Source organism: Streptomyces sp. R302 (assembly GCF_012927245.1).
Lineage (GTDB): Bacteria > Actinomycetota > Actinomycetes > Streptomycetales > Streptomycetaceae > Streptomyces.
Genome location: NZ_JABBGE010000010.1, coordinates 83924 through 96628, shown reverse-complemented (window position 1 = coordinate 96628; position 12705 = coordinate 83924). Strand labels below are relative to the sequence as shown.

Sequence of the window (12705 nt, the reverse complement as noted above, 5' to 3'; positions counted from 1 at the left end):
CTGTGGACGGAGCCTGTGGACAACGCCCGTCGGAGTGGCCGGCCGCTGCCGGGCCGTGCTCAGTCGCCGAGGGCAGTGCGGAACCAGGTGGGTTCGTCGGCGAGCGCCTTCTCGATCCGGCGCAGGGAGAAACGCTTCATCTCGGGGAGGGCGTCGACCTCGAACCAGCCGACGTCGATCGACTCGTCGTCGTTGACCCGGGCCTCGCCGCCGACGGCCCGGCAGGCGAAGGCCACGTCCATGTACTGGCAGATGTCGCCGTTGGGGTAGACGACGGGCTTGCGCAGGGTCTCCACCAGGAGCACCCGCTCGGGCACGCAGCGCACCCCGGTCTCCTCCTCGACCTCGCGGACCGCGGTGTCGGCGGGCTGCTCGCCGGGTTCGACGATGCCGCCGATCACGGCCCAGCCGCCGGTGTCGGCGCGGCGGCCCAGCAGGACCCGGCCCCGGTCGTCGAGGACGACGGCGCTGACCCCGGGCAGGAAGAGCAGCTGGTGCCCGGCGGTCTTGCGCAGTTCGCGGATGAAGTCAGGGGTAGCCATGGGCCGACCCTAGATCATCTTCCGGGTGGGCCCGGGTCTCAGGAGCGCGCCCGGCGGGCCCGTACAGCCCGGGCGGCGGCCCAGCCGAGGCCGGCGGCCGCGACGGCGGCGAGGAGGGCCTCGGGAAGGGTGCCGAGCCGCGTCGCGGGGGTCTGCGTGGAGCGCAGGGGGACCTCTTCGACCAGGTAGTCCGGGGTGAACATCGCGGTCTGCGAGACGATCTCGCCGTCGGGACGGATGACGGCGCTGACGCCGCTGGTGACCGGGACGACGACGGCGCGGCTGTGCTCCACGGCCCGGACGCGGGACATGGCGAGCTGCTGGTAGGTCATCTCGCTGCGGCCGAAGGTGGCGTTGTTGCTGGGGACGGTGAGCAGCTGCGCCCCGTGGGTGACGGTGTCGCGGACGGCCCAGTCGAAGGCGGCCTCGTAGCAGGTGGCGAGGCCGACCTTGGTGCCGGCGAGGTCGAAGACGCCGATCTGGCTGCCGGGGCCGAAGTCGCGGGCGACGCGGTCGACGTCGCTGTTGAAGAGGCGGACGACCGACCGCATCGGGATGTACTCGCCGAAGGGCTGGACGTGCCGCTTGTCGTAGGTGGCGACGGGTCCCTTGCCGTGCTCCCACTGGATGAGGGTGTTGCGGAGCTTGCCGGTGGGCGGGGAGATCACGGCGCCGATGACCGTGGGGGCCTTGACGGCGTCGACGGCGCCCTCGATGACGGCGGCGGCGTCGGGGTTGGCGTAGGGGTCGATGTCGGAGGAGTTCTCCGGCCACAGGACGAAGTCCGGCTGCGGCTTCGTGCCGGCCTTCACCTCGGCGGCGAGTTCGCGGGTGCGGGCGGCGTGGTTGTCGAGGACCTGGCGGCGCTGGGAGTTGAAGTCGAGGCCGAGGCGGGGCACGTTGCCCTGGATGGCGGCGACGGTCGCGGTGCCGTCCTCGGGGGCGTCGCTGACGAGCGGCAGGGCGGCGAGGGCGCCGGTGACGGGGACGAGGACGGAGAGCGCGGCGGCGGCGAGCGGTCCGCGCGGGACGGTGCCGGTGGCGCGGTGGAGGAGGACCAGGCGGACGGCCTCGTAGAGGCCGAAGCCGCAGAGGGCGACGGCGAAGCCGAGCACCGGTGTGCCGCCGACGGCGGCGAGGGGCAGGAAGATCCCGTCGGCCTGACCGAAGGCGATCTTGCCCCAGGGGAAGCCGCCGAAGGGCACACGCGCGCGTGCCGCCTCGCCGAGGATCCACACCCCGGCGGCGAACACCGGCCACCAGGGCAGCCGGGAGACGGCGGCGATGCCGAGCCCGGCGACGGCGACGAAGAGCGCCTCGATCGCGGCGAGGGCCAGCCACGGCACCGGGCCGACCTCCTCGCCGGTCCACACGAGGAGCGGCAGCAGGAAGCCGAGCCCGGCGAGGTAGCCGAGGCCGAAGCCGGCGCGGAGGCGGCGCCCGTACAGGCTCCACCCGAGGAGCGCGAAGGCGGGGAGCGCCAGCCACCACAGGGGGCGCGGCGGGAAGCTCAGGTAGAGCAGGACGCCGGAGAGCAGAGCCGTTCCGGGGCGGGCGAACCGCCGGACCCGGTCGAGACGGCGCGCCCGGTCGTCGGTCGCGGACGGGTCGGCGGCGGCTCCGGCCGCCTCGGGGGTGATGGTGGTGCTCACCTTGCGGAGTGTACGTGCCGTGTCTGTTGACGCCCGGTCCGGCACCGCGCGGCTCCGGGCGCCGCGCCGGGCCCCGCGGGAGCGTGCCACCCGTACGCGCGCGTGCCGGTCAGGCGCCGGCGGGGGTCTGGGGCGGAGCCGGGTGGCGGAGGCGGCCCCGGATGGAGTCGACCGCTCCTTCGGCGCCGTCGACGGTGACGGTGAAGGTCCGTCCGTCGGCGAGGCGGAGCACCAGGCCCTCGCCCCGGCGGACGACGACGGCGGTGCCCCGGTCGGGGCGCCAGCGGTAGCCCCAGCCGCCCCAGTGGCGCGGGGTGACCCGGGGCGCGTAGTCGGCGTCGACGACCTCGGTGAGCGGGATGGTCCGGCGGGGGACGCCGATGTGGCCGCAGCGGACCTCCATGGCCCGGTCGTCGACGCGGACCTCGACGTGGACGAAGGCGAGGGTGCCGAAGAGGACGAGGAGTCCGGCGGCGACGCAGCCGAAGACCGCCATGACGAGCGCGGCGATGCCGGAGGTCCAGGCGGAATCGACGGCGAGGGTGATCCCGAGCGCCATGAAGGCGGCGCCGGCGACGGCGGCGATCCACTGGAAGCGGTTGGTCGCGCGACCGGTCCAGACGGCGGGCGGACGCCCGTCGGCACGTACCTGGCCGGATTGCTTCCTCATATTCGGAAGACTACCCAGTCGCGTCCGGTTCAGCCCGCCGGAGCGGAGTCGTCCGGTGACCCTGCGTGGCGTCCCCCCGAGGGTCCCGGAGGGATCAGAGGGAGGGGGCCGGGGCGGCGGCCAGGAGGCGGCCGGCGGCGTACGCGAGGGCAGCGGACGGGAGCGGGCCGGGGCGGCCGCTGAGCAGGACGGAGAGGGTGCCGGTGGGCTCGACGTCGGGGGCCGGCGCGGCACCGACGCGGCGCAGGGCCTGGGCGGCGACGGCGTCGGCGGAGCCGTGGAAGACGAGCGGCGGCAGCCCGGGACGGCGGCGGGGGGTCAGGGCGGCGAGGATGCGGTCCTCGACGAGTTCGTAGTGGGTGCAGCCGAGGACGAGTGCCCGGACGTCCGGCGGGGTGAGCGCGGCGGCGGCGACGACGGCCCGGTCGATGGCCTCGGGGTCGGCGTGCTCGACGGCGTCGGCGAGGCCGGGGCAGGGCACCTCGGTGACCTCGGCGCCCCCGGCGAACTCGCGGATGAGTCCGCGCTGGTAGGCGCTGCCGGTGGTGGCGGGGGTCGCCCAGATGGCGACCTTGCCGCCGGCCGCGGCGGCCGGCTTGATCGCGGGGACGGTGCCGACGACCGGTACGCCCGGTTCGAGGGCGGCGCGCAGCGCGGGCAGGGCGTGGACGGTCGCGGTGTTGCAGGCCACGATCAGGGCGTCGGGCCGGTGGTCGGCGGCGGCGCGGGCGACGGCGAGGGCGCGCCCGGTGAGGTCCTCGGGGGTACGCGGTCCCCACGGCATGCCGTCGGGGTCGTTGGAGAGGAGCAGCTCGGCGTCCGGGCGGAGCCGGCGCACCGCGGCGGCCGCCGGGAGGAGGCCGATTCCGGAGTCCATGAGCGCGATCTTCACCCGGTCACCCTAGCCGATGGGCCCCGACTGCCCGCCGTTCTGGGGCAGACTGCGGCAAATGAGCACGCTTGCCTGGTTCGCTTCCGTCTCGCTGGCCGTCTGGGTCTGGCTCCTGCTCGGCCAGGGCTTCTTCTGGCGCACGGACCAGCGCCTGCCGAAGCCCGGCCCCGGCGCGGGCCACGCGCGCGTGGGGGCGGGGGCGTGGCCCGGCGTCGTGGTGGTGGTGCCCGCGCGGGACGAGGCGGGGGTGCTGCCGCTGAGCCTGCCGTCGCTGCTGGCCCAGGACTATCCGGGCCGGGCCGAGGTGATCCTGGTGGACGACGGCAGTACGGACGGGACGGGACGGGTGGCCGCCGAGCTGGCCGCGCGGCACGACGGGCTGCCGCTCACGGTGGTGTCGCCGGGCGAGCCCGGACCGGGGTGGACGGGGAAGCTGTGGGCGCTGCGGCACGGGATGGCGCTGGCACGCGCGCGTGGGCCGGAGTTCCTGCTCCTCACGGACGCGGACATCGCCCACGAACCCGACAGCCTGCGGCGCCTGGTGGCCGCGGCGCGGGACGACGACCGGGACCTGGTCTCGCAGATGGCCCGGCTGCGGGTGACGAACTTCTGGGAGCGCCTCGTGGTCCCGGCCTTCGTCTACTTCTTCGCCCAGCTCTACCCCTTCCGCTGGATCAACGCGGCCCGGCCGCGGGCGACGGCGGCGGCCGGGGGGTGCGTGCTGCTGCGGACGGAGACGGCGGTGGCGGCCGGGGTGCCGGACGCGATCCGTACGGCGGTGATCGACGACGTGTCGCTGGCGCGGGCGGTGCGGGCGGCCGGCGGCCGGATCTGGCTGGGGCTGGCCGAGCGGGTCGCATCGGTGCGCCCGTATCCGGGGCTCGGGGAACTGTGGCGGATGGTGACGCGGAGCGCGTACGCCCAGCTGCGCTACAGCCCGCCGCTGCTGCTCGGGACGGTCGTCGGGCTCGCGCTCGTCTATCTGGTGCCGCCGGCCGCGTGCGTGGCGGGGCTGGTCTCGGGGGACGCGCCGGCGGCGTGGGCGGGCGGGGCGGCCTGGGCGGTGATGACGGGGACGTACGTACCGATGCTGCGCCACTACCGTCAGCCGGTGTGGACGGCGCCGCTGCTGCCGTTCACCGCCTTCCTCTATCTGCTGATGACGGTGGATTCGGCGGTGCGGCACTACCGCGGGCGGGGCGGGGCGTGGAAGGGCCGGGTCTACTCCGGGGGCCGGACGGCGACGGGAGGCGGGGAATTCACTCCCCGCCACGGGGAGTAACGCGGCGAATTCGGCGTGTGTACATCTCGCCGTTCGGCATCGGATTGACGTTTCGACTTACCCAAGATCACTTCTCCCACTCCCTCCGGCCGCCTTTTCTTTATCCGTTCTTCATACCGGGTGGAGCCGTCGGCCCCTTGCGGTCCGACCCGGCGGTAACCCCCTCTCAACTCGGGTTTTACGCGATCATGAAACAGCGGCATGCCCGTTTTCTACGAGTTCGCTCTGGTTGGGGATCCACGGCCGCCAGAAGCCCGTCAAAGAAGGCGTTGAGCAGGCTCCCCAATCGGCAGATCGTGGGCTTAACTTATGTGCCATGACCTCCCCCCGCTCCAGCTATGGAGGCGGTTACCACACCGCGCCGTCCTTCCCGGACACCCCTATCTACGACTCCCTGGTCGCGGAGCGGGGCACGCCTCAGATCGCCCCGATCCGAGTGCCCGCCGCGTACGAGGCCCCCGTCGGCTATCCGACGCCCGCGCCGACCGGCTCCTACCTGCCGGCGCTCCCGGCGGCCCTGCCCGCCCTCCCCTCGGCGCCTTCCCCCCAGCCGGCGCCCGGCTACCTCGGCGGCGGCGGTTACGGATATCCGCAGCCGGCCCCGCAGATGGCGGCGCCCGCGCCGCTCCAGCCCGCCCCGACGCCGTACATCCCGCAGCAGCCCGCGCCGCCGCGCGGCTACCCGGGCGGACCGGTCCCGCAGCCGGCCCGGCCGGCCGCCACCGGCTACGAGGCGATGCGGCCCGCCGCCCCGCGCCCCGCTCCGGCGCCGGTCCCGGCCCCCGCGCAGTACCACGACCCGTACAACCGCCCCTACCAGGGCGGCGGTTACTGACGGGACGCGCGACCCCGATCCCGGCGGGGACGGAGCGGCTGGCAGGATGGGCCCATGGCTGATCCCGTCCTCCGCTCCGTCCACGTCCATCCCGTCAAGGCCCTGCGCGCGCTCGACCGCGCGGAGGCGGAGGTGCAGCCCTGGGGCCTCGCGCACGACCGCCGCTGGGCGGTCGTCGACGCCACCGGCACCGTCATGACCCAGCGCCGTCACCCCCGGCTCGCCCTCGCCGCCGCCGAACCCCTCCCGGACGGCGGCCTGCGACTGACCGCGCCCGGACGCGAACCGCTGGTGGTCCCCGTACCCGAGCCCTCGGCCACGCTGACGGTGGACCTCTTCGACAAGGACGTGGAGACGGTGCCCGCCGGCGCGCCGGCCGCCGCCTGGTTCTCCGCCCACCTGGAGACCGACGCGCGCCTGGTCCACCTGGACGCGCCCGAGCACCGGCGCCCGATCGACCCGGCGTACGCGCTCCCCGGCGAGACCGTCAGCCTCGCCGACGGCTACCCGCTGCTCGTCACCTCCAGCGCCTCCCTCGACGCCCTCAACAGACTGATCGGCGAGGGCGACCACGCCCACGAGGGCCCGCTGCCCATGAGCCGCTTCCGGCCGAACCTCGTCGTCGACGGCACCGAGGCGTGGGCGGAGGACGGCTGGACCCGGCTCGCCGTGGGCGAGGTGACCTTCCGGGTCGCCAAGCCGTGCGGGCGGTGCGTGGTGACCACCACCGACCAGACGACCACCGCGCGCGGCAAGGAGCCGCTGCGGACCCTCGGCCGACACCGCAAGCTGAACGGCAGGCTCGTCTTCGGTCAGAACCTCGTCCCCGAACACCGCGGCACCGTCCGCGTCGGCGATCCGGTGAAGATCCTCGACTGACCGCCGACCCCGCCCCGCTCGACAGGCGAACCGCGCGCCCCGAGGGCAGACTCGTCGGAGGACCGACGAACGAGGGGGTTCGGCACATGCGCGCAGTCACCGGACTCTGGCGCTGGCGGCACAATCCCCTGCGCCGCACGACGGACCTGGTCGAGGTGTGGGTGGCGCTCATCGCCGCCCTCGCACTGTGCCTGGCGGTGCCCGCGGCCGGCTGGGCGGCCGGAGCCGCCGCGCAGCACTCGCTCCAGCGCGCGGTCCACGCCCAGCAGCAGGGGCGCGTGGAGACCACGGCCCATGTGCTCCGGCCCGCCCCGAAGTCGCCGGGCGGCGCCGCCTCGCACGAACAGGCCGCCGAACAGCGCTTCCGGCGCGCGGTCGTGGCCCGATGGACCGCCCCCGACGGCACCTCCCGCACGGGCACCGTCACCACCTCCCGGGCCAGTTCCGCGCCCGGCGACGCCTTCTCCCTCTGGACCGACCGGGACGGCCGTCCCGTCACCGCGCCCCTGGCCCGCGACACGGCCCGCGCCCACGCGGTCCTCGTCGGCCTGATGACGGCCGTCCTCACCGCCGTCGGCGTCGAACTGGTCCGGCGACTGGTCATGCGACGCCTCCGCTGCCGGCGGTACGCGCGCCTCGACCGCGCCTGGGCGTCGGTCGGCCCCGACTGGGGCCGAACCGGCACCGGCAGCTGACCCCGCCCCGGAAGCAGGGGTTCCGTGCCCCGTAAGGGTGTGGCTCGACGACCCGTCAACCCCGCGCGGCCGCGCGCGCTACGGTGGGGCATCGGGTCCACGATCCCGGATACCGGATCCACCACAGGGGATCCGGCACATTGGATCCAGTACGCCGGATCCAGGAGGTCGGATCCCGTACATCGGATCCCGTAGGTCGGATCCAGGATCCGTTCTATTGGATCCAGGATCCATGGCATTGGATCCAGGATCCGTTACGTCGGATCCAATGCATCGGATCCTGGATCCGGTTCAGCGTCGACGGCACGAGGCGGGGGCAGAGCACACCCATGGCACAGGGCACGGTCCAGGTGACGCACACCGGCACGTCGCGGTGGCGGCGCCGCACGGGCGAGTACGCCTCCCTCGCCGCCGCGCTGGAGGCGGCCGGTGACGGCGACGTCCTCACCGTCGCGCCCGGCACGTACCGCGAGAACCTCGTGGTGACCCGGGCGGTGACGCTGCGGGGGCCGGAGGACGGGGCGGGGCCGGTGCGGATCGCGCCGCCTGACGGGGTGCCGCTGACGCTGCGCGCGTCGGCGATCGTGCGGGATCTGCACATCGAGGGCCAGGACGTGGCGGCGCCGGCGCTGCTCGTCGAGGACGGCACGCCGGAACTGCTCGACCTGCGGATCATGACCCGTTCGGCCGCCGGGATCGAGGTGCGCGGGCAGGCCAGGCCGACGGCCAGGCGCTGCACCGTCGACAATCCGGCGGGGGTCGGCATCGCGGCCGTCGACGGCGCGGGCGGGGTCTTCGAGGAGTGCGAGGTCGTCGCGGCCGGGCAGGCCGGGGTGGCCGTGCGCGGCGGGGCGCACCCCCGGCTCGAACGGTGCCGGGTGCACCACGCCTCCGGCGCCGGGATCGCCGTCACCGGCGAGGGCAGCGGCCTGGAGGGCATCGGCTGCGAGGTGTACGAGATCAAGGGCGCCGGGCTGCAGATCGCCGGCCGCGCCACGGCGCACCTCGTGGACTCCTCCGTGCACCGCACGTCCGCCGACGGCGTCACCCTGGACACCGACGCCGTGCTCACGCTCTCCGACTGCGACATCCACGACGTGCCGGAGAACGCCGTGGACCTGCGGTCGCGTTCGGTGCTGACGCTCACCCGGTCGACCGTGCGGCGCTTCGGGCGCAACGGCCTGTCGGTGTGGGACCCGGGCACGCGCGTGGACGCCCACCAGTGCGAGATCCACGACAGCACCGGCGACTACCCGGCGGTGTGGGTGAGCGACGGGGCGAGCGCCGTGCTCGACGCGTGCCGGGTGCACGACGTGCCGGACGCGCTGTTCGTACTCGACCGGGGCTCCCGGGTGGACGTCGTGGACAGCGACCTCACACAGGTGCGCAACACCGCCGTGTCGGTGAGCGACGGCGCCACCGCCCAGCTGGACGACTGCCGGATCAAGGAGGCGTCCACCGGGGCGTGGTTCCGCGACCACGGCAGCGGCGGCACCCTCGCCAACTGCACCGTGGACTCGGTGCAGACGGGCGTGATCGTCACCAAGGGCGCGGACCCCACGGTCGAGCGCTGTGTCGTCACCTCCCCCGCCGAGGCCGGTTTCTACGTGTCGGCGGAGGGCCGGGGCACCTTCCTGGGCTGCCGGGTCACGGGCAGCGGCGGTTACGGCTTCCACGTGATGGACGGCTGCCGGACGGTGCTGCGCCGCTGCCGGACCGAGCGGTGCGCGCGGGGCGGGTACGAGTACCCCGAGGACGGGCCCGTCGTGGAGGACTGCACCGGCGACGAGAGCGCCGTACGGACTCCGCCGGCGCACGTTCCGGCGGCTCCGGCCCCGGCCTCCCCGCTCCTGACGGCGGCCCAGCACTCCCCCGGCCTGCTCGGCGGCCCTCCCCCGGCGCGTACCGGCGCCCCGGCCCCGCTCGCCGCGCCGGCCGCCGCGGCCACCCTTCCGGTCCCTGCGCCGAGGTCCTCGGACGATGTGCTCGGGGCGCTCGACGCGCTGGTCGGTCTGGACAGCGTGAAGCACGAGGTGCGGACGCTCACCAACATGATCGAGGTGGGCCGCAAGCGGCAGGAGGCGGGGCTGAAGGCCGCCTCGGTCCGCCGCCATCTCGTCTTCACCGGCAACCCGGGCACCGGCAAGACCACCGTCGCCCGCCTCTACGGCGAGATCCTCGCCTCGCTCGGTGTCCTGGAGCGCGGTCATCTCGTGGAGGTCTCCCGGGTCGACCTGGTCGGCGAGCACATCGGGTCGACCGCGATCCGCACCCAGGAGGCGTTCGACCGGGCGCGCGGCGGGGTGCTGTTCGTGGACGAGGCGTACGCGCTGTCGCCGGAGGACTCGGGGCGGGACTTCGGGCGCGAGGCGATCGACACGCTGGTGAAGCTGATGGAGGACCACCGGGACGCGGTGGTGGTGATCGTCGCCGGGTACACGGCCGAGATGGAGCGGTTCCTCACCGTCAACCCCGGTGTGGCGTCCCGTTTCTCACGGACCATCAGTTTCGGTGACTACACGCCGGAGGAGCTGCTGCGGATCGTGCGGCAGCAGGCGGACGAGCACGAGTACCGGCTCGCGGAGGGCGCGGACGACGCGCTCCTGACGTACTTCGGGAAGCTGCCGAAGGGGCCGGCGTTCGGCAACGGGCGGACGGCGCGGCAGACCTTCGAGTCGATGGTCGAGCGGCACGCGGGCCGGGTCGCGGTGCTCGCGGAGGCGAGCACCGACGACCTGACCCTGCTCTATCCGGAGGACCTTCCCGAACTCCCCTGATCCGCCGCCTCGTCGGGGGCGCGGGGGTGGGGCAGGGCGGGCGGGAGCCGGTCGAGGAGGGCCGACCGGCCGGCCGCGAAGGCCGGGTCGGCCTGGTAGTCGGAGTGGCCGAGGACCGGTTCGGGCAGTGGGTGGGCGCGGGTGCGTCCGTACGCGACGGGGTCGAGCAGCACCGGCGCGTCGACGGCCGGGCGGCCGTCCTCGGCGGGGACGCGGACGGGGCCGCCGATGGGGTCGGTGGCGCGGTGCAGATTGGTCCAGCAGTGCACGGCGCGGTGCAGTCCGCGCAGCGCCTCGGGGCCGAAGTAGGCGGGGAACCAGCGGCCGTAGAGCCGTTCCAGCGGGGAGCCGTACGTGAGGAGGGCGACCCGTGCGCGGGTCGCGGACGGCAGCTGCCAGACGGCCGCGGCGGCGAGGACGCTGCCCTGGGAGTGGCCGGAGATGACGAGCCGGCCGCCGGTGTGCCGGGTCCAGGAGCTCATCCGCCAGGTGAGGTCGGGCACGGCCCGCTCGGCGTAGCAGGGCGGTGCGAACGGGTGGGCGGCGCGCGGCCAGAAGGTGCCGACGTCCCACAGGATGCCGATGGTGCGGCGGGCGGAGGCGTCGCGGTAGGCGCGGCGGCCCAAGGTGACGAAGAGCAGGAAGCCGAAGCCGATCATCCAGGAGCCGAGCGCCTGGGTGGTGGCGGCGAGGGCGGCGATCGCCGGGTGCGCGTCGGAGAAGGCGCTGCCCGGGACCTCTCCGCTGGTCCAGGCCCCGACGACGGAGGCGGCGCCGAGCAGCAGCGCGGTGCCGGAGACGACGCCGATGAGGACGGGCGCGGAGTCGGTGAGCGAGGCACGGGCGCGGCTGGTGGCGATCTGGCCGGTACGCACCGGGTCGGGGCGCTCGCCCGCGTAGTCCGCCTCGACGGCGGCCCGCAGCCGGCGGGTCGCGAGGAGGGTCCGGACGCCGAGGAGGGCGGCGGGCACGAGCAGCAGCAGGAGCAGCACGGGGATGACGGACGCCTGCCAGCTGAGGAGGACGGGCGGTCCGGCGAGTGCGCCGGAGTCGCCGAGGCGGTCGGCGACCCACTGGGCGACGCCGCCGGACATGACCCCGCCGAGGGCGCAGGCCAGCATGGCGGTGGCCGGTCCTCCGAGTCCGGCGAGGGCGGTACGGGGATCGCGGCGGGGCCGCTGGAGCAGCAGGGCGACGGCGCCGAGGGCGACGACGAGTCCGCCCTGGGCGAGGGTGAGCGCCCCGAAGGCGGCGTTCCCGGGGAGGGTGCCGGCGGAGTTCCAGCCGGGCCGCTCCCCGGCGGTGTGCAGGGCGGTCAGGGCGAGGAGGACGAGCGCGGCGGCGGGCAGCCGGGTGAAGAGGGCGCTCTCGACGCGCTGGTCGAGCCGGCGTTCGCTGCGGCCTCGGGCGCAGACCGACCACAGGACGACGGCGGCGACCGCCAGCAGGGCGGCCCGCAGGGCGAGTCCGGTCGCGGCGAGGCCGCCGGTGTCGTGGCGGGCGGGTGCGGCGGCGAGGGCGCCGGCGACCGTGAGGAACCCTGCGGCGGTGTGCGCGGCGCGCAGCCGGGCGACGAGCCGCCTCCCATACCAGAATCCGGGCCGTCCGAGCGCGGGCCGCGGGTCCTCGGGCGGCGCGGGGGCGGGCGGTACGGATCCGGGTGGTTTGGATCCAGACAGTTTGGATCCAGGTGGATTGGATCCAGGTGGATTGGATCCAGACCGTTCGGATCCAGACCGTTCGGATCCAGGTGGTACCGGCCCGGGCAAGGTCTCGTCGGTGGGTGGGCGCTGGGCCTCGTACGCGCTCCAGGTGCGGTGGGAGAGGTACCAGAGGAGCCCGACGAGGGCGGCCGGGAGGGCGGCGGCGAGGGCGAGCCGGCGGCCGGGCCCCGACCACCAGCCGCCCCGGTCGGCGGCGAGGAAGCCGAGCCAGGCGCGGCCGTCGGCGCAGCCCGCGGTGCCGGCGCACTGCCAGGCCGTCAGGTCGAGGGCGACCTCGCAGGCGGCGGCGGTGAGCAGCACGGTGAGGCTGAGGGCGAGGAGGCGGACGAGGACGCCGTAGAGCCGGAGGAGGCCGGGGCGGCCGGCGGTGGGCGGCCGCATCCAGTGCGCGAGGTTGACCACCATGAACGGCAGGAGCAGCAGCCAGAGGGCTCGGGCGCCGTCGCCGGAGGTGAGGTTGGACCAGACGTACGCCTCCGGCACCGGCCGGGCGGCGTACCGCCCGGGATGGGCCTCGGCGTCGAGGTCCTCGGCGCGCCGGTGCACGGCGGCGGTCTCGTCGCCGGTGACCCGTACGGTCCTGGCGTCGTCCAGCATGGACTGGGGGGTGGCACCGCCGACTCCGTGGACGAGGAGTTCGAGCGCCGCGCCCCCGTGCTCCGGGGCGGGTGTGGCAGGGGACACTTAGGAGTCCTCCTCTCGGGAGTGGGAGGATGCGACGTCGGCTCCAGGATCGCGGACGACCGTGTGCCCGCGC

At 75.0% G+C, this 12705-nt stretch carries 10 protein-coding genes; 5 read left to right on the top strand and 5 right to left on the bottom strand.

Annotated features, from left to right (window positions below):
• Positions 1-59 precede the first annotated feature (59 nt).
• The 4 genes from HHL19_RS28930 to HHL19_RS28915 form a co-directional block, all read right to left on the bottom strand.
• Complete coding sequence (locus tag HHL19_RS28930; RefSeq protein WP_169093319.1) at positions 60-542, bottom strand: NUDIX domain-containing protein; 483 nt, start codon at positions 540-542, stop codon at positions 60-62.
• A 38-nt stretch (positions 543-580) separates the two neighbouring features.
• Entirely contained in the window at positions 581-2182 is a 1602-nt protein-coding gene (gene lnt / locus HHL19_RS28925; RefSeq protein ID WP_169093455.1) for an apolipoprotein N-acyltransferase, read from the bottom strand.
• 121 nt (positions 2183-2303) lie between these two features.
• Positions 2304-2864 (bottom strand): hypothetical protein, encoded by a 561-nt coding sequence (locus tag HHL19_RS28920; protein ID WP_169093318.1) that lies wholly within the window; start codon positions 2862-2864, stop codon positions 2304-2306.
• Between the two features lie 94 nt (positions 2865-2958).
• Complete coding sequence (locus HHL19_RS28915) at positions 2959-3756, bottom strand: aspartate/glutamate racemase family protein (RefSeq protein WP_169093317.1); 798 nt, start codon at positions 3754-3756, stop codon at positions 2959-2961.
• Between the two features lie 58 nt (positions 3757-3814).
• On the opposite strand from HHL19_RS28915, the gene HHL19_RS28910 reads away from it, so the two are divergent.
• The 5 genes from HHL19_RS28910 to HHL19_RS28890 all read left to right on the top strand — a co-directional run bounded on the left by HHL19_RS28910 (position 3815) and on the right by HHL19_RS28890 (position 10224).
• Entirely contained in the window at positions 3815-5038 is a 1224-nt protein-coding gene (locus HHL19_RS28910) for a glycosyltransferase (protein WP_169093316.1), read from the top strand.
• Positions 5039-5354: 316 nt separating this feature from the next.
• Entirely contained in the window at positions 5355-5873 is a 519-nt protein-coding gene (locus HHL19_RS28905) for a DUF6643 family protein (RefSeq protein WP_169093315.1), read from the top strand.
• Positions 5874-5927: 54 nt separating this feature from the next.
• On the top strand, positions 5928-6752 hold the full coding sequence (locus tag HHL19_RS28900) for an MOSC N-terminal beta barrel domain-containing protein (RefSeq protein WP_169093314.1): 825 nt from the start codon (positions 5928-5930) through the stop codon (positions 6750-6752).
• Between the two features lie 86 nt (positions 6753-6838).
• On the top strand, positions 6839-7447 hold the full coding sequence (locus HHL19_RS28895; RefSeq protein ID WP_169093313.1) for a hypothetical protein: 609 nt from the start codon (positions 6839-6841) through the stop codon (positions 7445-7447).
• A 329-nt stretch (positions 7448-7776) separates the two neighbouring features.
• A complete protein-coding gene (locus HHL19_RS28890) occupies positions 7777-10224 on the top strand; it encodes a right-handed parallel beta-helix repeat-containing protein (protein ID WP_169093312.1) in 2448 nt (815 codons plus the stop codon).
• Here HHL19_RS28890 and HHL19_RS28885 read toward each other — a convergent pair.
• The gene (locus HHL19_RS28885; protein ID WP_169093311.1) at positions 10194-12632 is read right to left on the bottom strand and encodes a hypothetical protein; all 2439 of its coding nucleotides are present in this window, start codon (positions 12630-12632) and stop codon (positions 10194-10196) included. The genes HHL19_RS28890 and HHL19_RS28885 overlap by 31 nt on opposite strands.
• Positions 12633-12705 lie beyond the last annotated feature (73 nt).